The organism is Extensimonas vulgaris, assembly GCF_003337425.1.
In the GTDB taxonomy this organism is placed as follows: domain Bacteria; phylum Pseudomonadota; class Gammaproteobacteria; order Burkholderiales; family Burkholderiaceae_C; genus Extensimonas; species Extensimonas vulgaris.
The window spans coordinates 197,638-217,805 of the sequence record NZ_QPJU01000001.1 but is presented as its reverse complement, the minus strand read 5'-3'; the positions used below and the strand labels follow the sequence as shown (position 1 = coordinate 217,805).

Genomic DNA, 20,168 nt, shown 5'->3' with positions numbered 1-20,168 from the left:
GGAAGTTTTGCCATGGCCATGCGTTCCCATTATTGCGGTCTCGTGACCGAAGCCCTGCTGGGCCAAACCGTCACCCTGTGCGGCTGGGTGAACCGCCGCCGTGACCATGGCGGCGTGATCTTCATCGACCTGCGCGACCGCGAAGGCACGGTGCAGGTGGTGTGCGACCCCGATCGCCCCGAGATGTTCCACACCGCCGAAGAAGTGCGCAACGAGTATTGCGTGCAGGTCACGGGTCTGGTGCGCGCGCGCCCGGCCGGCACCACGAACGACAAGCTCAAGAGCGGCCAGATCGAGGTGCTGTGCCATGAGCTCAAGGTGCTCAACCCCTCGGTCACGCCGCCGTTCCAACTCGACGAGGAAAACCTCTCCGAGACCACGCGGCTCACGCACCGCGTGCTCGACCTGCGCCGCCCCTACATGCAGCACAACCTGATGCTGCGTTACCGCGTCGCGATGGAGGTGCGCAAGTTCCTCGATGCGAACGGCTTCATCGACATCGAAACGCCCATGCTCACCAAGAGCACGCCCGAAGGCGCACGCGACTACCTCGTGCCCAGCCGCGTGCATCCGGGCATGTTTTTCGCGTTGCCGCAGTCGCCACAGCTCTTCAAGCAGTTGCTGATGGTGGCGGGCTTCGACCGGTATTACCAGATCACCAAGTGCTTTCGCGACGAAGACTTGCGCGCCGACCGCCAGCCCGAATTCACGCAGATCGACATCGAAACCTCGTTCATGGACGAGCAGGACATCCGTGCGCTGTTCGAGCACATGGTGCGCACGGTGTTCCAGAACACGCTGGGCATAGACCTGGGGAGCTTTCCGGTCATGAGCTACCAGGAGGCGGCGCGGCGCTTTGGCTCGGACAAGCCCGATCTGCGTGTGCGGCTCGAGTTCACCGAGCTCACCGACGTGATGAAAGAAGTCGATTTCAAGGTCTTCAGTGCCGCGGCGAACATGCCCGGCGGCCGCGTCGTGGCCTTGCGCGTGCCCGGCGGCGCCGAAATCAGCCGCAGCGAGATCGACGGCTACACCGAATTCGTCAAGATTTACGGCGCCAAGGGCTTGGCCTGGATCAAGGTCAACGAAGTCGCCAAGGGGCGCGACGGCCTGCAGTCGCCCATCGTCAAGAACCTGCACGATGCAGCGCTCGATGCCATTCTTGCGCGCAGCGGGGCGCAGGACGGCGATTTGATCTTCTTCGGCGCCGACAAGGAAAAGGTGGTCAACGACGCCATCGGCGCGCTGCGCATCAAGATCGGCCACAGCGAGTTCGGCAAGAAAAAGGGCCTGTTCGAAGACCGCTGGGCGCCGCTGTGGGTGGTGGACTTTCCGATGTTCGAGTTCGACGAGGACGAGCAGCGCTGGAATGCCGTGCACCACCCGTTCACGGCGCCCAAGGACGGGCATGAAGACTGGATGGTGAGCGCGCCCGAAAAATGCCTCTCCAAGGCCTACGACATGGTGCTCAACGGCTGGGAGCTCGGCGGCGGCTCGGTACGTATCCACCGCGCCGACGTGCAGCAAAAAGTGTTCGATGCGCTCAAGATCTCGCCCGAAGAAGCGCAGCTCAAGTTCGGCTTCTTGCTCGATGCGCTGCAGTACGGCGCGCCGCCGCACGGCGGCCTGGCCTTCGGGCTCGACCGCATGATCACGCTGATGACCGGCGCCGAGTCGATCCGCGACGTGATCGCCTTCCCCAAAACCCAGCGCGCCCAGTGTCTGCTGACCCACGCGCCCTCGCCCGTCGATGAAAAACAGCTGCGCGAGTTGCACATCCGCCTGCGCAGCGTCGAGGCGCCCAAAGCGGCTTGAGCGCCTCGTGCGTCGGCGGCATGGGTAGATTCAGAGCGAATGGCTAAAATGGCCATTCACCCGCTGGAGATCGCCATGCACGTCACCGCCACCGAAGCCAAGAACCGCTTTGGCCAGATTTGCGCCCAGGCCAAGCGCGCACCCGTGTTCGTGGAAAAGGGCGGGCGCGTCGATTCGGTCATTCTCTCGGCCGAGCAGTACGAGGCGCTCAAGGCTGCGGCGCCGCCCAAATCCCTGGCGCAGCGGCGCCAGGAGTTCAACGAAACTTATAAAGAGTGGATTGCCGCGCAGCATCGGCATTTCGAGGAGCATGGCCTCTGGTGCGAGGGCTTCGTCGCCTGGCAAGACCAAGCTTGAGAGGCTGAGAGTCTTTCGTCCATGGCCGCCTTGCACACCAAAACACCCCTGCTTGTCGTTGCAAATGCTCGCCATAGCCCGAGCTATGGCTGCGCTTTGCGCCTCGATCGGTGGCGCTTTGATGCGTCTTTCGGCCGCGGCCGAAAAATTCTCAGCCTCTGAGTCCGGCCCTGAGCATGGCGCAGTTCGATGTCTATGTGAATCCCAATCCGGCTTCGCGCCCCGCAGTGCCTTTCGTGCTCGATGTGCAAAGTGGTTTGATCGACAGCCTGCCGACGCGCTTGGTGATGCCCTTGTCGCGTGTGGGTGCGGGGCTGGCAAAGTTGCCTACCAATTTGTGTCCGGTGCTTGAAGTCGAGGGCGAGGCGCTGACGCTGATGCCGCATCTGGCGGCTCCCGTGTCGGCGCGTCTGCTGCGCAAGCCCGTAATTTCACTGTCGCACAGCGCCAGTGCGGTAAGCGCTGCAATGGATGCCGTACTCAGTGGTGTCTGATCCACGCCCTTACAAAATCCCCGAGTCCGTGCTCGTGGTGATCCACACGCCGGCGCTCGAGGTGCTCTTGCTGCGGCGCGCCGACGCCGAGCAGTTCTGGCAGTCGGTCACGGGCAGCAAAGACCATCCGCACGAGAGTTTTTACGATACCGCCGTGCGCGAGGTGCGCGAAGAGACGGGCATGGACGCGCTCGCGCCCGGCTTTGTGCTGCGCGATTGGCAACTCGAGAACGTCTATCCGATCTATCCGCAATGGCAGCACCGCTATGCGCCCGGTGTGTGGCGCAACACCGAACGCGTCTTCAGCCTGCAGGTGCCCGCAGGCACGCCTGTGGTATTGAATCCGCGCGAGCACACCGCATTTGCGTGGTTGCCTTGGCGCAAGGCTGCCGAGCGCTGCTTTTCCTCGTCGAATGCCGAAGCAATCCTGATGCTGCCGCGCTTTGTCGGTCGGCCGTCGTGATTGCTATATTTTATGTGGCAAAAATACCATTGCCGAATCGCCCGCAAATGCTGATCCATCAAGCGCTGGAAGCTCTGTTTTTTGATACATAAATTCCAAAATCACGGGCAGCGATGCACAAACACAGCCACGACAGCGACCGCATCCTGCGCGTCGCCACCTACAACATCCACAAGGGCGTGCAGGGCTTGGGCCCGGCGCGGCGGCTCGAAATCCACAACCTCGGGCAGGCGGTGCAGCAGCTCGACGCCGACCTCGTCTTTTTGCAGGAAGTGCGCAAACTTCACCGGCGCTATGCGCAGCATTTTCCGCACTGGCCCGAATTGCCGCAGGCCGATTTTCTCGCGCCCGAGGGCTACCACGCGGTGTACCGCACCAACGCCATCACGCGCCACGGCGAGCACGGCAATGCGCTGCTTTCGCGCTGGCCCGTGCTCGGCCACCAGCACCAGGACATTTCCGACCACCGTTTCGAGCAGCGCGGGCTCTTGCACGTCGAGGTAGAGGTGCATGGGCGGCGGTTGCACGCCATCGTGGTGCACCTGGGCCTGATCCCGGGCAGCCGCATCCGCCAGACGCAGCAATTGCAGGAATTCATCACGCGCGAGGTGCCCGCGGGCGATCCGCTGGTGGTGGCGGGGGATTTCAATGACTGGGGCGTGCAGACCAGGCACATGCTCGCCGAGTTTGGCCTGATCGAGCTCGACGCGCCGCGCGCCTACACCTACCCCGCGCGCCTGCCGCTGGTGCAGCTCGACCACATCTACGCGCGCGGTCTGCAGCCGCTGGGCCTGCTCGTGCCGCGCGGGCGCCTGTGGTGGCGCATGTCCGACCACCTGCCGCTGATCGCCGAGTTCCGGCTCGACCCGCCCTGAGCAGCCATGGCACCCGCGGCCACTTTTGCAAAAGACCACCATCTGCGTCTGCTGCAAGGTGCGCAGGAGCTGTTTCCGGCGCTGGTGCGGGCCATGGACGCGGCGCTGTCCGACATCCAGCTCGAAACCTACATCTTCGACTTCACGGGCGCTGCCGTGGTGGTGGCCGAGGCGCTCGAGCGCGCTGCACGCCGCGGCGTGCGCACGCACGTGGTGGTCGATGGCGTAGGCACGGGCCGTCTGCCGCAAGAGTGGGCGCGCCGCTTTCAAGAGGCAGGCGTGCAGTGGCGCGTCTATGCAGCGCCAGGATGGTTTGGCCTGCTCTCGCCGCGCCATTGGCGGCGCCTGCACCGCAAGCTCTGCGTGGTCGATGGCTGGCTGCTGTTTTGCGGTGGCATCAACATCCTCGACGATTTCCATGACCCGAACCACGGGCCGCTCGCCGCGCCGCGGCTGGACTTTGCCGTGGAAGTCGCAGGCAGCCTGGTCGCGCAGGCAAGCGAGGCGATGGAGCAGCTCTGGTGGCACATCGAGGCCGTGCGGGACCTGCGCCGGCGCGACCTGCCCGAGGCTGTGCGCGCGCTGCGCGCGGCCAGTGCGGCGCGGCATGCCGCGCGCTTGCGGCGTGATGCGTCCAGCGTGCGCGCCGCGCTGGTGCTGCGTGACAACCTGCGCCACCGCGGCCGCATCGAAAAAGCCTACCTGCGTGCGATCGCTACGGCGCGGCAGGAGATCATCATCGCCAACGCCTACTTCATCCCCGGGCACAAGCTGCGCCGGGCGCTCGTGCATGCAGCGCGGCGCGGCGTGCGTGTGCGTCTGCTGCTGCAGGGGCGTTACGAATACTTCATGCAATACCACGCGGCCAAGCCCGTCTATGGCGTGCTGCTCGAAGCCGGTGTCGAAATCCATGAATATGCACCGAGCTTTTTGCACGCCAAGGTGGCCGTGATCGACGCGCAGGGCGAAAAGCCCTGGGCCACGGTGGGCTCGTCCAACCTTGAGCCCTTGAGCCTGCTGCTCGCGCGCGAGGCCAACGTGGTGGTGGAGGATGGCGCGTTTGCGTGCGAGCTGCGTGCGCGCCTCGTGCACGCGATGGAGCACGCGGGGCAGCGGGTCGATCCGGCGCGCTACCTGCAAAGACCTTTGCGTGAGCGCGTGCTCGACTGGCTCGCCCACGGCTTGATGCGCCTGGCGCTCTGGGTCACGGGCAAGCGCTATTGAGCTCTGGTGCTATGGATTGGGTAGCTACTTGCGCTTTTTGTACCTACGCGAGAGGGCAAAAACCCTTGTAATCTCGGGATTGTGATCGCTGTTACCATAGTTGCCATGCTCAGACCCCTTGCCGCCACCATGACGCCACCGCCGACGACCGAAGACGAAGGTACGCCTGTTTCCGTCAAGATTCGCGAGCGCCTCCTTGCCGCGCGCAAGCGCTTTCATGCCAACGACAACATCGCCGAATTCATCGAACCCGGCGAGCTCGAAAAACTGCTCGACGAGGTCGAACTCAAAATGCAGGGCGTGCTCGACAGCCTGGTCATAGACACCGACGGCGACCACAACACGCGCGACACCGCGCGCCGCGTGGCCAAGATGTACGTGAGCGAGGTGTTCAAGGGCCGCTACGCACCGCAACCCGCGCTGACCGAATTCCCCAACGCCGAGCATCTCAACGAGCTCATGATCGTCGGCCCGCTCACCGTGCGCAGCGCCTGCAGCCACCACCTGTGCCCGGTGATCGGCAAAATCTGGATCGGCATCCTGCCCAACGAACACACCAACGTGATCGGCCTGTCGAAGTACGCGCGCCTGGTCGACTGGGTCATGGGCCGCCCGCAAATCCAGGAAGAGGCCGTGGTGCAGCTCGCCGACCTCATCATCGAAAAAACCCAGCCCGACGGCCTGGCCATCGTCATGGAGGCAAGCCACTTTTGCATGTCCTGGCGCGGCGTGCGCGAGCCCGACAGCAAGATGCTCAACTCCGTCATGCGCGGCGTGTTCCTCAAGGATGCGAACCTGCGCCGTGAATTCCTTTCGCTCATCCCTGGCCGGAGCTGAACATGCTGGTGCGCCTGGTATACGCAAGCCGCGCGGTCGATCCTTCCCCCGACGCGATCGAGGCCATTCTTGCCGAATCGCGCAGCCACAACCCCGCGAGCGGCATCACGGGCATCCTGTGCTATGGCGGCGGCATTTTCCTGCAGGCCATAGAGGGCGGCCGGTCTGCGGTCAACAGGCTCTACAGCCACATCCTGCACGATGCGCGCCACCGCCAGATCGAGCTGCTGGTCTACGAGGAAATCTGCGAGCGCCGCTTCGGCGGCTGGACCATGGGGCAGGCAAACCTCGCCAAAATCAACCACTCCATCCTGCTCAAATACTCCGAAAAGCCCGAGCTCGACCCGTACGCGATGTCGGGCAAGGTCGCGCTCGCGCTACTCGAGGAGCTCATGGCCACGGCGTCCATCATCGGGCGCGCCTGAGAGCTCACAGGCAAACGATCTCTTCATTTTCTTTCCCTGCCGCCATGCCCAGCCTGCATATCCTGAGCACGTTTTTTGGCGTAGCCGTGCTGCTCGCGCTCACGCCTGGCCCCGACAACCTGTTCGTGCTGCTGCAATCCGCGCAGCGTGGCTGGCGCGCGGGCATGGCGGTGGTGCTGGGCTTGTGCATGGGGCTGGTGGTGCACACGGCGGCCGTGGCGCTGGGGCTGGCGGCGCTGTTCGCGGCCTCGCCCACGGCCTTCACGGTGCTCAAATTCTGCGGCGCGGCCTACCTCGCCTGGCTCGCCTGGCAAGCGCTGCGCGCACCAGCCGGCGCAGCGCAGGATTCGGCCCATGCAGGCGATGCTGCGCGCGGTGGGCAAGGCCCGGCCGCGGCGCCGCAAGCCGAGTTGGCCGCTGTGCCTGGCCTCGTGCGCATGGTCGGGCGTGGCATGCTCATGAACCTCACCAACCCCAAGGTGCTGATTTTTTTCCTGGCTTTTTTGCCGCAGTTCACCGATCCGGCGCGCGGCAGCGTGGCCGCGCAGACCATGGTGCTGGGTCTGGTCTTCATGCTCGCCACTTTGCTGGTGTTTGGCGCCATCGCGTGCTTCTCAGGCGCGTTCGGCGCCTTGCTGCAGCGCTCGGCGCGCGCGCGCACGGTGCTCAACCGCGTCGCGGGGCTGGTGTTTCTGGGGCTCGCGGTGCGGCTGGCCAGCAGCTGAGCAAGGGGCTGCCATGGCACTGATGATCACGCACGAGTGCATCAACTGCGATGTCTGCGAGCCCGAGTGCCCAAACGAGGCGATCTCGCTCGGGCCCGAGGTTTATGTGATCGACCCCGCGCGCTGCACCGAATGCGTCGGACACTTCGACGAGCCGCAGTGCGCGCTGCTGTGCCCCGTCTCGTGCATCCCCGTGAACCCCGCGCACGTCGAAAGCCGCGAAGCCTTGTGGCAAAAATACCTGCGTCTGCGCACGATCAATCTCCAAAATTGAGGGTGTTTTTGGATTCTAGTGCTTGATGGACAAGCGTTTATTGCTATCAAAATAGAAATTTCAAGCGTCCGCCTCGGGCGCTGCCGAGGGGCCCGGCTTGGGCCGCTGGGGTTTGGGGCGTGGCGCAGCGGTGGTGTGGATGAGCAGCGTGGCCTTTGCCATGTCGCCATGCAGTAGCGCGGGCAAGGCTTGCAAGCTGTGCGCAATCGCGGCTTCGATGAGCCGGCGCTGCTCGGGCGAAGGCTTTTGCAGCACCCAGTGAATGACCTCTGATTTCACGCCCGGATGGCCTATGCCTATGCGCAGGCGCCAGTAGTCGGACGAGCCCAGTTGCGCATGGATGTCGCGCAGGCCATTGTGGCCCGCATGGCCGCCACCGCGTTTGAGCTTGATTTGGCCCGCGGGCAGGTCGAGCTCGTCGTGCGCGACGAGGATTTCGTCGGGTGCGATTTTGTAAAAACGTGCGAGCGCCGCCACCGACTTGCCCGAGAGGTTCATGAAGGTCTGCGGCTCGAGCAGCCACAGGCTGTGCCCTGCGACACTGGTGCGCGCAACGAGCCCGTGGTAGCTGCGATCGGGCTGAAGCTGCACTCCCAGCGCCTGCGCCACCGCGTCCAGCCACCAAAAGCCCGCGTTGTGGCGCGTGCCCTCGTATTCCGCGCCCGGGTTGCCCAGGCCGACGATGAGTTTGATCATGCAAAGATTCTCAGGTCAAAAACGACGACGGCCCACGCTGTGGTGGGCCGTTGCGGGGATGCGGGCAGCCTTCCGGCCGCCATCACCATCAAAAAGGATTACTTCTTGCCCTTGCCTTTGCCCTTGGCTTCGGCAGCAGGTGCGGCCTCGGCGGGCGTTTCGATTTCGGCCGCAGGCGGCACCACCGATACCAGCGCCGGGTTGCGGTCGCTGCCGCGCACGACAGCCGTCACGCCTTTGGGTAGCTTGACGTCCTTGAGGTGCAAGGACGCCCCTTTTTGCAGTGTGGACAGATCGACGGCGATGAACTCGGGCAGGTCTGCGGGCATGCACGTGACTTCGAGTTCGGTCACGATGGGCGTGACCAGGCACTTGTCCACCTTCACGGCGGGCGATTCTTCGGCGCCGCTGAAGTGCAGCGGCACCTTCATGTGCAGGCGGGTTTTTTCATCGACACGCTGGAAGTCGATGTGCAGTACCAGTTGCTTGAAAGGGTGGTATTGCACGTCGCGCAGCAGCACCTTGCTGGTCTGGCCGTTGAGCTCCATGTCGAGCACGCTCGAGTGGAAGGCTTCTTTTTTGAGCGCGTGCCACAGGGCATTGTGGTCGAGCTCGATCATTTGCGGTTCGGCCGAACCGCCATAGACGATGCCGGGCGTCTTGCCCGTGTTGCGCAGGCGGCGGCTCGCACCCGTACCTTGCTTGCTACGCTCGAAAGCGACGAATTGCATGACTGACTCCTGAAAAATGGATGGGCCGCGACCAGCCTCACCCCGTTGCTGAAAAGCCTGCAGCATCGCAGGCTTGCGTGCCGTTCTCGCATCCGCCTGACCGATGAAGCCGACAGGCACTGAAAATCAGAAAAGATTTTCCTGGTCGGAGAACAAACTCATGACCGACTCGCCCGTGGCGATGCGCTGGATCGTCTCGGCGATCAGCTGTGCGACGGAGAGCTGGCGAATCTTGGAACACTCCTTGGCCGCATCGTTCAAGGGAATGGTGTTGGTCACCACGACCTCGTCGAGCGCGCGCCCCTGGCTGATGCGCTCTATGGCCGGGCCCGAGAAAATCGGGTGTGTGCAGTAGGCGTAAACGTTTTTCGCGCCGCGCTCCTTGAGCACTTCGGCGGCTTTGACCAGCGTGCCGGCCGTGTCGATCATGTCGTCCATGATGACGCAGTTGCGTCCGTCGATATCGCCGATCACGTGCATGACCTCGGACACGTTGGCCTTGGGCCGGCGCTTGTCGATGATGGCGAGGTCGCAGTTGAGCTGTTTGGCGAGCGCGCGCGCGCGCACCACGCCGCCCACGTCGGGCGACACGACGATGAGGTCGTCGTAGTTTTTCTGGCGCAAGTCGCGCAGCAGCACCGGCGAAGCGTAGATGTTGTCCACCGGAATGTCGAAAAAGCCTTGGATCTGGTCGGCGTGCAAATCCATGGTGAGCACGCGCGCCACGCCCACGGCCTGCAGCATGTTGGCGACCACTTTGGCCGAAATCGGCACGCGCGAGGAGCGCGGACGGCGATCCTGGCGCGCATAGCCAAAGTAGGGAATCACGGCGCTGATGCGTTCGGCCGAGGCGCGCTTGAGCGCATCGACCATGATCAGCAGTTCCATGAGGTTTTCGTTCGTGGGCGCGCAGGTGGACTGCACCACGAAAACGTCGCGTGCGCGCACGTTTTGCTTGATTTCGACGGCCACCTCGCCATCCGAAAAGCGCCCTACATCGGCTGCGCCCAGGCGCGTGCCCAGGTGGTGAACGATTTCAGCGGCCAAGCCGGGGTTGGCATTGCCCGTGAAAACCATGAAATCAGGTTGATTGGCTTGCATTTGCATCCCGGCGATGGAAGAGAGGATCCGCGCGCAAATCAGCGCCGGCGCAATGCTGGGCGCACTTGTAGCGCAAGGGACATTGCTACAAGCGGATCCGACATGATTGTGTGTGTTGAAGAGAAGTGGAAGATTTGGCAGGGGAGGAAGGATTCGAACCCTCGAATGCCGGAATCAAAATCCGGTGCCTTAACCAACTTGGCGACTCCCCTACACAGGTCAGCTGCCGAAGGCAGCTCACCGCAAACTTTCATCGGATGCCCAGCCCGCAAGCGGATGAAGCATCAGATTTTCACATACTTTGATCTGCCATTGGGGGTGCAGTTTGTCTGCATCCTCAAAAATATCGACAGGCTCTGGCGTATGGGCCAATTGCGCAAACACCGCACTGCCCGACCCCGTCATCCTGGCCTGCAAGCCCAGCGATTGTAACCATGCGATGGCTTGGTGGATCTCTGGACACAGTGCCTGGGCAACCGGTTGCAGGTCATTGCGACCGTAGCTGTAGGGTGCTGCAGCAAAGCCCATGATTGTAGCAGCATCAGAATTGCGCTCAAGGCTGGGTGAGGAGAAAATTTCGCGCGTTTCGAGCCCTGCCGCGGGTTTCACGATCACGAAACGGGCGCGGGGCAGTTGCACCGCAGGTGCGAGCGGCGTGATCTGCTCGCCTATGCCTTCGACCCAGGCATTGTGGCCGCGCAAGAAAAACGGCACGTCTGCACCCAGCGTCAAGCCGATGCGCTCAAGCGTCGCGCGCGGCAGATGCAAGTCCCAAAGTCGATTGAGCGCCAGCAGCGTAGTGGCCGCATCCGAGGAGCCGCCGCCCATGCCGGCTTGAGCGGGGATGCGTTTGTTTATGCTGATCTGCACGCCGGCTGTGCAGCCCCCGGCTGCTTGCAGCGCCTGCGCTGCACGTACGCTGAGGTCGATCGCGGGCAGCGGCCCGCCAAGATCGGTGCGCGCGATGCGCCCGTCGGTGCGGCGCTCGAAATGCAGTGTGTCGCACCAATCGATCAGCATGAATGCCGATTGCAGCAGATGGTAGCCATCGGCACGTCGGCCTGTGACGTGCAAAAAGAGATTGAGCTTGGCCGGGGCGGGTACGTCGTACAGGGCTTGCAAGGTAGAGCCTACTGAAATAGGCACTTATCTTAGTGCGTGAGCGCGATGCGCAGCGTCGCTGGAGGGGGCGGGTCGCTGCGCTGGGCGAGCACACGCCCATCAGACAAGCCCGACAGATCGACCTGCCAGCCGGGTGCCGGTGTGGCGATGCCTTGCAACCAGTCGAACAGGGCCACCACTGGAATGGGGCTGCCGGCGGCATCTTGCAGCAGGGCATCGAGCGAGGCGGCCTGCCGCATTTGCTGGCCCGTTTGCAGCGTGGCTTCGCCGGGCTGCCAGCGCAGCATGGCAAGGGTGTTGCCAAGCGGGCTGGAGAGCACGAGTTCACCTTGCTCAGGCGAGCCGCGCAGCTCGAACAGGGCAGAAAAAGACCGGGCTTCGTCGCCTTGGACCTGCAGTGCCAGGCGCCCGGCCCACACGGAAATCGGCGCGGCTCCTGGTGGAGTGCTGGCGGGCGGAAATTGCGCGCAACCTGCGCAGGCGAGCAGCAGACTCAGGCCAAGCGCCCACACGCCCGTGCGCGATCGGGCGATGTGCCGGGGCAGACGTGGCCACTGGCTGCTCGGGCCAAGCATGGAGGGTGTGGGAATGGTTCAGTCCGACTCAAAGGCGCACGCCCAGGCGTTTGAGGGTCGATTGCAGGGTTTCATTGTCGGGGTTCAGGCGCCGCCCTTCTTTCCAGATGCTCAATGCGCGGTGGCGTTCGCCTATGCTCCAAAGGACTTCGCCGAGGTGCGCGGCGATCTCTGCGTCGGGACGGGTTTTGTAGGCGGACTCGAGCAGACGCAGGGCTTCGTCATGGCGGCCGAGGCGAAACTCTACCCACCCTAGGCTGTCGGTGATGTAAGGGTCGCCAGGCGCAAACTCGAGGGCTTTGCTGATCAGACGCTTGGCTTCTTCGAGCTGCACGCCACGATCGGCAAGGGAATAGCCCAGAGCGTTGTAGGCGTGGTAGTAGTCCGGGCGGTGCGCGATCAGCTCGCGCAGCAGTTTTTCCATGACTTGCGGTTTGCCGGCCTTTTCGGCCAGCAGAGCCAAGTCATAGACGAGGTCATCGTCCTGCGGGTTTTGCGCCACCAGTTGGCTTTGCACCTCATAGGCTTCGCGGTACATCTGCATTTCTTGCAGCAGTTGTACCTCGGCTTGCAGTTTGAGCCGCGCGGCCTGCGGTGTCGCGCCGGGCAAATTGCGCAGGAGTGCGCGTGCCTGCTCGATCTTGCCCTGGTGCGCGAGCACGGATGCGCGCTGGCGTTGCACGCTGAACATGTCCTGCGCGTTGTCTATGCGCTTGAGCCAGGATTCGGCAGCGGCGTAGTCATGCCGTTTTTCGGCAATTTGCGCATACATCAGATAAGCCTGCGTCTGGCCGCGTTGCCGGGTTGCGGCGTCCACATCGGCTTTATCGAGGAGTTCGAGAAAACGCTGCAGGGATTTTTCCGTGTCGTTCAGCTGGTTCTTCTGCAGTTGCAATGCGGCGAGCAGCAGCCAGGTATCGGGAAAGTCAGGCTTTGCCCGCGTAACGGCCTGCAGCTCTTTTTCTGCTTCCGCATTGCGCTGCAAATTCAGGAGCACCCCGGCGTAGGCCATGCGCAATTCGGCTTTTGGCTGGCCGGCCAGATAGCGATCGACCAAGGCTTGGGCCTGCGTTTGGCCATTTTCGAGCAGCTCCAATGCAAGCAACATGGCGCCATCGCTCGTGGGAGCGAGTTCCTGCGCGCGCTGGGCGGCTGCGAGCGCGCCGGCATAGTCCTTAGCCGCAAGCCGCATGCGTCCTATTGCTACCCAGGCAGCGGGGGCGGTGGCGGGGTCCGTGACGACCTCCGAGAGTGCTTGCTCCACCACCTGTGCCGCGAGGGTCTTGTCGCTGGCACGTGCATAGAGCTGTGGCACCATCAGAAGCAGCGCATTTTTGTCGTTTGCAGACGCCTGGGCCAGTTCTTGTCGCAGCAATTGCGGCGTTTCCTCGATTCGATTCAGTGCTACCAAAATCTGCAGCAGGTAGCGGTTGGCTTCACGCGATTCGGGGTGCGCCTCTTTCCAGGCCTGTACCGCCTTCAGGGCATAGTCGCCCGAGCGGGCTTGTAATGCGATGTCGGCGGCGCGGCGGTAGAGTTGCTCGTCGCCGCTGCGCCGTGCGGCTTCGAGCATGAGCGCATAGGCCGCCCCAGGATCCCCGGAGCGCAGGCTCAGTTCTCCGAGCAAGATGTCGTAGAACAATTCCGCATCGAGCGCGGCCTGCATGTCAGCGGGGTCTGGTGTGGGATTGCGGCTGGTATGCTTTTCGGTACCTGCGTAGGCCCGGCCAGTAAGGCCCGCAAAGATGGCCGCCACGAAAACTGCGGCGATGGCGATGGTGCGCAAGCGATGGGGTCGAATCATCGGGCCATAATAATCGAAGCGCACTGATCGAATGGGAATGTTCATCCATGCCTGAGTTGCCCGAGGTCGAGATCACACGCCGCAGTTTTGCCGGCGCGATCGCAGGTGCGCGGGTGCAAGAGGTATTTTTGGGCAAACCTCTGCGCTGGCCTCTCGGCTGTGAGCCGGAGCACCTCCTGGGGCGGCAGGTGTTGGGGGTGCGTCGCCGTGGCAAATACCTGTTGGTAGATTTGGGCGAGGGGCTTTTGCTCTTGCACCTGGGCATGTCAGGCAGCCTGCGCTTCGCGCCAGGACTGCCGCCGCCCGCCCAGCACGACCACTTCGACCTCGTGACCACACAAGGCACTTTGCGTCTGCATGACCCGCGGCGCTTCGGTGCGGTGGTGTATGTGCCAAGCGAGCAAGATCCCTTGGCGCAAAAGCTGCTCGGCGGGCTCGGTGTAGAGCCTTTGTCCGAGGCGTTTACTGCTGAGGGGTTCGCCGCCGCACTCAAAAAGAGCCGGGCATCGATCAAACAGGTCTTGCTGGCGGGCCGGCTCGTCGTGGGTGTGGGCAATATCTACGCGAACGAGGCTTTGTTTCTTGCGGGGATACGCCCTACGACGCCAGCGATGCGGTTGGGTCCTGCGCGGGTGCGCAAGCTGCACGCGGCGATATGCGAAGTCTTGGAGCAGGCGCTGGCGCTCGGCGGCACCACCTTGCGCAATTTTTCCAATGCGGCAGGGGCCATCGGCCATTTCCAGCATGCGACGCACGTGTATGACCGCGCAGGTGCGCCGTGCCGGGTCTGTGGCGCGCCGATTCGTTGGCTTCAGCAAGGCCAGCGCAGCAGCTATTTTTGCCCTCGCTGTCAGCGAGGCTGAGACTGTACGCCTGGCGGCCTGGGGTATACGCCGGATGCTATATATTGCATTGACTTTTTATTGCATTGACTTTGGCATAGTCGGCAGTCATCCATATCGAGAATAACGTGGGGCCCTCCTTCAACGAGCAGTTTGATCAGCATAGCGCGTGGCGGCGTGGTTTCGCGCAGCAATTGCGGGCATTGTCTGCCTGGTTGGCCGACCATGAGCTCATGGATGCGGCTATCGAAGAGCAACTGCAGCGGCTCGAGACGCAGGTGCGTAGCGATAAAGTGATGGTGGCATTCGTCGCGGAGTTCTCGCGTGGCAAGTCCGAGCTCATCAATGCGATTTTTTTCGCCGGTTATGGGCGGCGCATCATGCCCGCGAGTGCCGGGCGCACGACCATGTGTCCGACCGAGCTGGCCTATGACCCTGCGGTTCCCCCTAGCCTCAGTCTGCTGCCCATCGATAGCCGTTTGCAGCCGCTGGGGTTGACAGAGTGGCGCCTGCAGCCCGCGCATTGGACGAAATTTCCGCTGGACGTGAACGATGCAACGCAAATGGCGCGAGCCATTGCCAAAGTGGCAGAAGTGCGCAAGGTGACGCAGAGTCAGGCGAGGGCGCTGGGGTTCTGGCACGACGAATTGCCCCAAGAAAATCCTTTGCCTGATGCGCAGGGCTTGGTCGAAGTGCCCATGTGGCGCCATGCATTGATCAATTTTCCGCACCCTTTGCTCAAACAAGGGTTGGTGATTCTGGACACGCCCGGCCTGAACGCTGTGGGGGCTGAACCGGAGCTCACTGTGAGCCTGATTCCGCAGGCGCATGCGGTGGTCTTCATTTTGGGGGCGGATACAGGAGTCACGCGCTCGGATTTGGCGATCTGGCGAGAACATCTGGCACCATCTGCCGAGAGCGTGGCAGCGCGGCTGGTCGTGCTCAACAAGATCGACACTCTGTGGGACAGCCTTGATTCCCCCGCCCAGGTGCAGGCGCAGCTCGAGCGCCAATGTGAAACCGTGGCGCAGGTGCTCGACGTGCCGCGCGCCCAGGTGGTGCCCATCTCGGCGCAAAAAGGTCTGATGGCCAAGATTGCCTGCGACGACCTGTTGCTCGAATCCAGCGGGCTGCCGGTGCTCGAAGATGCCTTGGCGCGAGGAATCATGGGCCAGCGCCAAGCCATTTTGCGCGCGGCGGTTGGCTCGGCCGTGACAGGACTGAAGACGCAGGTGACGCGCCTGATTCATATCCGCCGGCGCGATCTCGATGATCAGATGGCGGAATTGCGCAGCTTGCGCGGCAAAAACGCCTCGGTCATTGGCGTGATGCGCAAACGAATCGAGCGAGAGCAGCAAGAATTCGATCAAAGCACGGCCAAAATTCAGGCCGTACGCTCCGTGCACCTCAAATTGCTGCGTGACATTTTTCAGCAGCTGGGTACGAAAGCGCTCAGGGCAGAGCTGGCCGAGTTGACGCAAGCACTGCAGCACAGGGGGGTCAAGCTCGGCGTACGAAAAATCTACGCCCAGACTTTCGAGCACTTGCGGGCCACGATCGACAAGGCGCAGACCGGCGCTGCCGAAATCCATGCAATGCTCGAAGGCACATTTCGGCAGCTGAATGCCGAGTTCGGGTTTTCGCTCCAAGTGCCACCAGTGCCGCAGTTCGGTGCTTTTGCGCAGGAGCTCACGCACATCGAGCGCAGCCACGTGCGCTACTTAAGCCTGGGCAATGCGCTCAAGCTCGCACAACCAGAATTCGCCGAGCGCCTGGTGCGCGCGCTGGGGACGCGTTTGCGCACGGTATTCGAGTCGGCAGCGAATGAACTGGAGCTCTGGAGCAAGGCTGCAACTGCACAACTCGATGCGCAGTTGCGCGAACGCAGGCGCAGTTTTTCGCGCCGCATGGAAGCCGTCGAGCGCATCCAGCAGGCCGCAAGCGGATTGGTCGAGCGCATTGCTGAAATCGAGTCGAATGAACAGCAGTTGATCGATCTGGAACGCGAGCTTGCGCACCGTGCGGCACAGCTCATGGCCATACGTGCCCCCGGCGAGATTGCCCAAGACACGCATTCCTCGTCGGTCTCACGCGCATGAAGTTTCAGACCAAGGGGTTTGCCGAGCGCGTGCTGCGCTGGCAGGCCACACACGGGCGCCAGCATTTACCCTGGCAGCACACGCGCGATCCATACCGCGTCTGGCTTTCTGAAATCATGCTGCAACAGACCCAGGTGACGACGGTGCTCGGGTATTACGCGCGTTTTCTCGAACGTTTTCCGCATGTGCAGGCGCTGGCCGAGGCTGCGCCCGACGAGGTCATGGCGCTGTGGAGCGGGCTTGGTTACTACAGCCGCGCGCGCAATTTGCACCGCTGTGCGCAGCAGGTGGTGGCGCAGTGGGGCGGCACATTTCCGTGCACCGCCGAGGAGTTGGCCCGCTTGCCGGGCATAGGACGCTCCACCGCGGGGGCCATAGCGGCGTTTTGTTTTGGGCAGCGCGTGCCGATTTTGGACGCCAACGTGCGCCGTGTGCTCACGCGTGTGCTCGGTTTCGATGCCGACCTGGCGCGCGCGCACAACGAGCAAAGGCTATGGCTGCAGGCCGAGGCTTTGCTGCCCCGCACGGACTTGCAAACCACCATGCCACGCTACACGCAGGCCTTGATGGACCTGGGCGCGGGCCCTTGCGCGCCGCGCAATCCCGCGTGCAGCCAGTGCCCTGTGGCCGATTTGTGCACGGCACGGCACGAGGGGGCGCCCGAGCGCTACCCCGTGAAGACGCGCAAACTGACGCGGCGTGCGCAGCCCTGGTGGTTGCTCGTGCTGCATGATGCGGCGGGCCGGGTGTGGCTCGAACGACGCCCGCAGCGCGGCATTTGGGCCGGCTTGCATTGCGTGCCGGTGTTTTCTTCACGCGACGAACTTTTTGCATGGCTGCAGACGCGTTTTTCTGCAGAGCATCCCTCAGCCTTCACGGCGCGGGAATTGGCGCCTTTCGTGCATGTGCTCACGCACAGAGATTTGCACTTGCATCCCGTACGCGTCGACTTGGCGCAGGGGCCGGGCTGCAAGGCGGTGCCGGGCGCATTGGGCGCAGGGAGCGCAGGCGCTTGGGTTGGGACGCCCGAGCGCGCCGCACTCGGCCTGCCGGCGCCGTTGCGCAAATTGCTGGCAGAACTCGCCGTCTGAACAGACCCATGACGGCAGTCATGGCGCCGGGTTATTGGCTCTTCGCGTCGTCGAGTTCGCGGTGGCGCCGCAGCACGCGCCAGCGCTCGCCGAAAGCCTGGGCTAGCTGCTCGACCAAATACACCGAGCGATGCTGGCCACCCGTGCAGCCTACGGCCACGGTGACATAGCTGCGGTGGCTGCGCGCCAGCACCTCGAGCCAATGCGCGAGAAAGTGCTCGATGTGCCGCTGCATCAGCGCAACCTCCTCGTGCTGGCGCAAAAAGTCGATCACAGGCGCGTCGCGCCCCGTCAAGGGGCGCAGCTGCGGTTCGTAATACGGATTGGGCAGCATGCGCACGTCGAAAACGTAGTCGGCGTCAACGGGGATGCCGCGCTTGAACGCAAACGACTGGAAAACCAGCAGCAAGGTGCTGGGCGTCACGGCGACCAGGCTCTTGACGTAGCTTTGTAATTGCGCGGGCCGGATCACACTGGTATCTATGACATGCGCATGTTCGCGCAAGGGGGCGAGCAGTTCGCGTTCGATTTCAATGATTTGCACGAGCGCGTGCTGACCCACCAGGGAGTCGTCGTTGGACAGCGGATGGCGCCGGCGCGTTTCGGAAAAACGCCGCACCAAGGTGTCGGTGGATGCATCGAGAAAAATGGATTGCACGGTGATGCCCTGGGCGCGCAGGTTTTGCAGCGCTTCGGGCACCTGCGGCAGCGAGGCGGCACTGCGCACGTCCATGGCGATTGCAACGCGGTTGCCGTGGTGCTTGTGCTCCAGTGCGACGAAAGCGCCGAGCAACTCGGGCGGCAGGTTGTCCACGCAGTAGTAGCCGGCGTCTTCGAGGGCATGCAAGGCCACGGACTTCCCCGAGCCGGACATGCCGGTGATCAAGACGATTTCGAGCGCCATGGTGCCAAGCCTTTCGGGTCGAGTGTCGCTGTGCGATTGTGGCGCACCACGCGCCGCTGCGCAGCAGCAGGGGCAATGGCGCTTCAGCTCTCGCGGCGCAGCGCGGGGAACAGGATCACGTCGCGGATGCTGGGGCTGTCGGTCAGCAGCATCATGAAGCGGTCTATGCCTATGCCGCAGCCACCCGCGGGCGGCATGCCGTATTCGAGCGCGCGCACGAAGTCGTGGTCGAAATACATGGCTTCATCGTCGCCGCTGTTTTTGGCTGCGACCTGCGCGTGAAAGCGCGCGGCCTGCTCCTCGGCGTCGTTGAGTTCGGAAAAGCCGTTGCCGAATTCGCGCCCCGTGATGTAGAGCTCGAAGCGCTCGGTGACTTCGGGGCGCAGGTCGTTGGCGCGCGCTAGCGGCGAGATTTCGGTCGGGTGCTCCATGATGAAAGTGGGCTGCCAGAGCTTGTCTTCTACCGCTTCCTCGAAGTAGAGCACCTGCAGGCTGGCGAGCGAGCGGCTCGAGAGCCGGTCTTTTTCTTCGCTGCGGCCCAGGCGCTTGAGCGCGCTGATGAGCCAGGCCGGGTCATCGACGTGCGCGCCGGCCTCGGTGTGCTGGAAGATCGCTTCGCGTATGGTCAGGCGTGCAAAGGGCTGCGCCAGATCGACCGCGCGGCCTTGGTAATACAGCTGCAGCTTGCCCACGGCCTTGAGCGCTGCGTCGCGGATCAGCTGCTCGGTGAAGTCCATCAGATCGCGGTAGTTCCAGTAGGCCGCGTAGAACTCCATCATCGTGAACTCGGGGTTGTGGCGCACGGAGATGCCTTCGTTGCGGAAGTTGCGGTTGATTTCGAACACGCGCTCGAAGCCGCCCACGAGCAGGCGCTTGAGGTAGAGCTCGGGCGCGATGCGCAGGTACATGTCCTGCTCGAGCGCGTTGTGGTGCGTGACGAAGGGGCGCGCGTTGGCGCCGCCCGGAATCGGGTGCAGCATGGGCGTTTCGACTTCGAGAAAGCCGTGCTGCACCATGAATTCGCGAATCCCCGCCACCGCCTTGCTGCGCGCGACGAAGCGCCGGCGCGCGTGCTCGTCGGTGATCAGGTCGACGTAGCGCTGGCGGTATTTTTGCTCCTGGTCGGTCATGCCGTGGAATTTGTCGGGCAGCGGGCGCAGGCTCTTGGTGAGCAGGCGCAGGTTCGAGACCTTGACCGAGAGCTCGCCGGTCTTGGTTTTGAACAAAGTGCCCTCGGCGCCGAGGATGTCGCCCAGGTCCCAGTGTTTGAAGGCCGCGTAGAGCTCGTCGCCCACGGCGTCGCGCGTGATGTAGAGCTGGATGCGCCCGCCGCCTTCGCCCACCTCGCTGAGCGAGCCATCTTGCAGCGTGGCAAAACTCGCCTTGCCCATGACGCGCTTGAGCATCATGCGCCCGGCCACGCTGACGGCGATGGGGCTGCCTTCGAGCAGCTCGGCCGGCGTCTCGCCGTGGGCGGCGTGCAGCTCGGCGGCGTGGTGCGTGGGCTTGAAGTCGTTCGGGAACGCCACCGGCCCGCCTGCAGCCTGCTGCTGGCGCAGCGCGCGCAGTTTTTCGCGGCGCTCGGCAATGAGCTGGTTTTCGTCCTGGGGGGCGGGGCTGGAGGCGGGACTCTGAGGGGCGGGGGCGGCGGGCTTGTTCATGGCGGGCATGGGCCGAAGCGCCGGCGGGGATAATGCGCCGGTGTTTGGGTCGA

At 63.5% G+C, this 20,168-nt stretch carries 21 protein-coding genes and 1 tRNA gene; 13 read left to right on the top strand and 9 right to left on the bottom strand.

Annotated elements, in window-relative coordinates; translation table 11 throughout:
• Window positions 1-12: 12 nt before the first annotated feature.
• The 10 genes from aspS (at window position 13) to DFR45_RS00935 (ending at window position 7,489) form a co-directional block, all read left to right on the top strand.
• On the top strand, window positions 13-1,815 hold the full coding sequence (aspS, locus tag DFR45_RS00980; RefSeq protein ID WP_114481836.1) for an aspartate--tRNA ligase: 1,803 nt from the start codon (window positions 13-15) through the stop codon (window positions 1,813-1,815).
• A gap of 75 nt (window positions 1,816-1,890) precedes the next feature.
• Window positions 1,891-2,172, top strand: coding sequence for a type II toxin-antitoxin system Phd/YefM family antitoxin (locus tag DFR45_RS00975; RefSeq protein WP_114482174.1), 282 nt, complete (start codon window positions 1,891-1,893; stop codon window positions 2,170-2,172).
• A 176-nt stretch (window positions 2,173-2,348) separates the two neighbouring features.
• Window positions 2,349-2,666, top strand: coding sequence for a CcdB family protein (locus DFR45_RS00970; protein ID WP_114481835.1), 318 nt, complete (start codon window positions 2,349-2,351; stop codon window positions 2,664-2,666).
• Complete coding sequence (gene nudB / locus DFR45_RS00965) at window positions 2,659-3,129, top strand: dihydroneopterin triphosphate diphosphatase (RefSeq protein WP_421781852.1); 471 nt, start codon at window positions 2,659-2,661, stop codon at window positions 3,127-3,129. Before DFR45_RS00970 ends, nudB begins: the two co-directional genes overlap by 8 nt.
• 113 nt (window positions 3,130-3,242) lie before the next feature.
• Window positions 3,243-4,004, top strand: coding sequence for an endonuclease/exonuclease/phosphatase family protein (locus DFR45_RS00960; RefSeq protein WP_114481833.1), 762 nt, complete (start codon window positions 3,243-3,245; stop codon window positions 4,002-4,004).
• 6 nt (window positions 4,005-4,010) lie between these two features.
• The gene (gene clsB, locus DFR45_RS00955) at window positions 4,011-5,228 is read left to right on the top strand and encodes a cardiolipin synthase ClsB (RefSeq protein ID WP_114481832.1); all 1,218 of its coding nucleotides are present in this window, start codon (window positions 4,011-4,013) and stop codon (window positions 5,226-5,228) included.
• 105 nt (window positions 5,229-5,333) lie between these two features.
• The gene (gene folE, locus DFR45_RS00950) at window positions 5,334-6,065 is read left to right on the top strand and encodes a GTP cyclohydrolase I (protein ID WP_241659335.1); all 732 of its coding nucleotides are present in this window, start codon (window positions 5,334-5,336) and stop codon (window positions 6,063-6,065) included.
• A 2-nt stretch (window positions 6,066-6,067) separates the two neighbouring features.
• Entirely contained in the window at window positions 6,068-6,490 is a 423-nt protein-coding gene (locus DFR45_RS00945) for a BLUF domain-containing protein (RefSeq protein WP_114481830.1), read from the top strand.
• Between the two features lie 44 nt (window positions 6,491-6,534).
• On the top strand, window positions 6,535-7,215 hold the full coding sequence (locus DFR45_RS00940; protein WP_114481829.1) for a LysE family translocator: 681 nt from the start codon (window positions 6,535-6,537) through the stop codon (window positions 7,213-7,215).
• Window positions 7,216-7,228: 13 nt separating this feature from the next.
• Complete coding sequence (locus tag DFR45_RS00935) at window positions 7,229-7,489, top strand: YfhL family 4Fe-4S dicluster ferredoxin (RefSeq protein ID WP_114481828.1); 261 nt, start codon at window positions 7,229-7,231, stop codon at window positions 7,487-7,489.
• A 60-nt stretch (window positions 7,490-7,549) separates the two neighbouring features.
• On the opposite strand, the gene pth is transcribed toward DFR45_RS00935, so the two are convergent.
• The 7 genes from pth to DFR45_RS00900 form a co-directional block, all read right to left on the bottom strand.
• Window positions 7,550-8,185 (bottom strand): aminoacyl-tRNA hydrolase, encoded by a 636-nt coding sequence (pth, locus tag DFR45_RS00930; RefSeq protein ID WP_114481827.1) that lies wholly within the window; start codon window positions 8,183-8,185, stop codon window positions 7,550-7,552.
• A 98-nt stretch (window positions 8,186-8,283) separates the two neighbouring features.
• On the bottom strand, window positions 8,284-8,916 hold the full coding sequence (locus DFR45_RS00925) for a 50S ribosomal protein L25/general stress protein Ctc (RefSeq protein ID WP_114481826.1): 633 nt from the start codon (window positions 8,914-8,916) through the stop codon (window positions 8,284-8,286).
• A 126-nt stretch (window positions 8,917-9,042) separates the two neighbouring features.
• Complete coding sequence (locus DFR45_RS00920) at window positions 9,043-10,017, bottom strand: ribose-phosphate pyrophosphokinase (RefSeq protein WP_114482173.1); 975 nt, start codon at window positions 10,015-10,017, stop codon at window positions 9,043-9,045.
• A 135-nt stretch (window positions 10,018-10,152) separates the two neighbouring features.
• Window positions 10,153-10,229 (bottom strand) — tRNA-Gln (locus tag DFR45_RS00915).
• 25 nt (window positions 10,230-10,254) lie between these two features.
• Window positions 10,255-11,139: a 4-(cytidine 5'-diphospho)-2-C-methyl-D-erythritol kinase gene (gene ispE, locus DFR45_RS00910; protein WP_114481825.1), complete on the bottom strand. Its 885-nt coding sequence runs from the start codon at window positions 11,137-11,139 to the stop codon at window positions 10,255-10,257.
• Between the two features lie 29 nt (window positions 11,140-11,168).
• Window positions 11,169-11,714 carry an outer membrane lipoprotein LolB gene (locus DFR45_RS00905; protein ID WP_114481824.1) on the bottom strand — a complete coding sequence of 182 codons (546 nt, stop codon included), beginning with the start codon at window positions 11,712-11,714 and terminating at the stop codon, window positions 11,169-11,171.
• Between the two features lie 28 nt (window positions 11,715-11,742).
• Window positions 11,743-13,518: a tetratricopeptide repeat protein gene (locus tag DFR45_RS00900; protein ID WP_241659334.1), complete on the bottom strand. Its 1,776-nt coding sequence runs from the start codon at window positions 13,516-13,518 to the stop codon at window positions 11,743-11,745.
• Between the two features lie 47 nt (window positions 13,519-13,565).
• Between DFR45_RS00900 and mutM the strand changes: the two genes are divergently transcribed.
• The 3 genes from mutM to mutY all read left to right on the top strand — a co-directional run bounded on the left by mutM (window position 13,566) and on the right by mutY (window position 17,550).
• Complete coding sequence (mutM, locus tag DFR45_RS00895) at window positions 13,566-14,381, top strand: bifunctional DNA-formamidopyrimidine glycosylase/DNA-(apurinic or apyrimidinic site) lyase (RefSeq protein WP_114481822.1); 816 nt, start codon at window positions 13,566-13,568, stop codon at window positions 14,379-14,381.
• 107 nt (window positions 14,382-14,488) lie between these two features.
• On the top strand, window positions 14,489-16,459 hold the full coding sequence (locus DFR45_RS00890; RefSeq protein WP_114481821.1) for a dynamin family protein: 1,971 nt from the start codon (window positions 14,489-14,491) through the stop codon (window positions 16,457-16,459).
• Window positions 16,456-17,550, top strand: a complete 1,095-nt coding sequence (gene mutY, locus DFR45_RS00885) for an A/G-specific adenine glycosylase (protein ID WP_114481820.1) — start codon at window positions 16,456-16,458, stop codon at window positions 17,548-17,550. The genes DFR45_RS00890 and mutY overlap by 4 nt, the downstream gene beginning before the upstream one ends.
• Window positions 17,551-17,581: 31 nt before the next feature.
• Here mutY and rapZ read toward each other — a convergent pair whose 3' ends face one another.
• Both rapZ and lysS read right to left on the bottom strand, forming a co-directional pair.
• Window positions 17,582-18,454 carry an RNase adapter RapZ gene (rapZ, locus tag DFR45_RS00880; RefSeq protein ID WP_114481819.1) on the bottom strand — a complete coding sequence of 291 codons (873 nt, stop codon included), beginning with the start codon at window positions 18,452-18,454 and terminating at the stop codon, window positions 17,582-17,584.
• 83 nt (window positions 18,455-18,537) lie between these two features.
• The gene (lysS, locus tag DFR45_RS00875) at window positions 18,538-20,115 is read right to left on the bottom strand and encodes a lysine--tRNA ligase (protein WP_114482172.1); all 1,578 of its coding nucleotides are present in this window, start codon (window positions 20,113-20,115) and stop codon (window positions 18,538-18,540) included.
• Window positions 20,116-20,168: the final 53 nt, after the last annotated feature.

Excerpts from the sequence above, each read along its gene's own strand:
- DFR45_RS00900 (WP_241659334.1), bottom strand. The coding sequence starts at position 13,518 with ATGATTCGACCCCATCGCTTGCGCACCATCGCCATCGCCGCAGTTTTC.
- DFR45_RS00935 (WP_114481828.1), top strand. The coding sequence starts at position 7,229 with ATGGCACTGATGATCACGCACGAGTGCATCAACTGCGATGTCTGCGAG.
- DFR45_RS00925 (WP_114481826.1), bottom strand. The coding sequence starts at position 8,916 with ATGCAATTCGTCGCTTTCGAGCGTAGCAAGCAAGGTACGGGTGCGAGC.
- mutM (WP_114481822.1), top strand. The coding sequence starts at position 13,566 with ATGCCTGAGTTGCCCGAGGTCGAGATCACACGCCGCAGTTTTGCCGGC.
- DFR45_RS00970 (WP_114481835.1), top strand. The coding sequence starts at position 2,349 with ATGGCGCAGTTCGATGTCTATGTGAATCCCAATCCGGCTTCGCGCCCC.
- folE (WP_241659335.1), top strand. The coding sequence starts at position 5,334 with ATGCTCAGACCCCTTGCCGCCACCATGACGCCACCGCCGACGACCGAA.
- DFR45_RS00975 (WP_114482174.1), top strand. The coding sequence starts at position 1,891 with ATGCACGTCACCGCCACCGAAGCCAAGAACCGCTTTGGCCAGATTTGC.
- pth (WP_114481827.1), bottom strand. The coding sequence starts at position 8,185 with ATGATCAAACTCATCGTCGGCCTGGGCAACCCGGGCGCGGAATACGAG.
- DFR45_RS00905 (WP_114481824.1), bottom strand. The coding sequence starts at position 11,714 with ATGCTTGGCCCGAGCAGCCAGTGGCCACGTCTGCCCCGGCACATCGCC.
- lysS (WP_114482172.1), bottom strand. The coding sequence starts at position 20,115 with ATGAACAAGCCCGCCGCCCCCGCCCCTCAGAGTCCCGCCTCCAGCCCC.
- mutY (WP_114481820.1), top strand. The coding sequence starts at position 16,456 with ATGAAGTTTCAGACCAAGGGGTTTGCCGAGCGCGTGCTGCGCTGGCAG.
- DFR45_RS00945 (WP_114481830.1), top strand. The coding sequence starts at position 6,068 with ATGCTGGTGCGCCTGGTATACGCAAGCCGCGCGGTCGATCCTTCCCCC.
- aspS (WP_114481836.1), top strand. The coding sequence starts at position 13 with ATGGCCATGCGTTCCCATTATTGCGGTCTCGTGACCGAAGCCCTGCTG.
- DFR45_RS00960 (WP_114481833.1), top strand. The coding sequence starts at position 3,243 with ATGCACAAACACAGCCACGACAGCGACCGCATCCTGCGCGTCGCCACC.
- DFR45_RS00920 (WP_114482173.1), bottom strand. The coding sequence starts at position 10,017 with ATGCAAGCCAATCAACCTGATTTCATGGTTTTCACGGGCAATGCCAAC.
- clsB (WP_114481832.1), top strand. The coding sequence starts at position 4,011 with ATGGCACCCGCGGCCACTTTTGCAAAAGACCACCATCTGCGTCTGCTG.
- DFR45_RS00940 (WP_114481829.1), top strand. The coding sequence starts at position 6,535 with ATGCCCAGCCTGCATATCCTGAGCACGTTTTTTGGCGTAGCCGTGCTG.
- rapZ (WP_114481819.1), bottom strand. The coding sequence starts at position 18,454 with ATGGCGCTCGAAATCGTCTTGATCACCGGCATGTCCGGCTCGGGGAAG.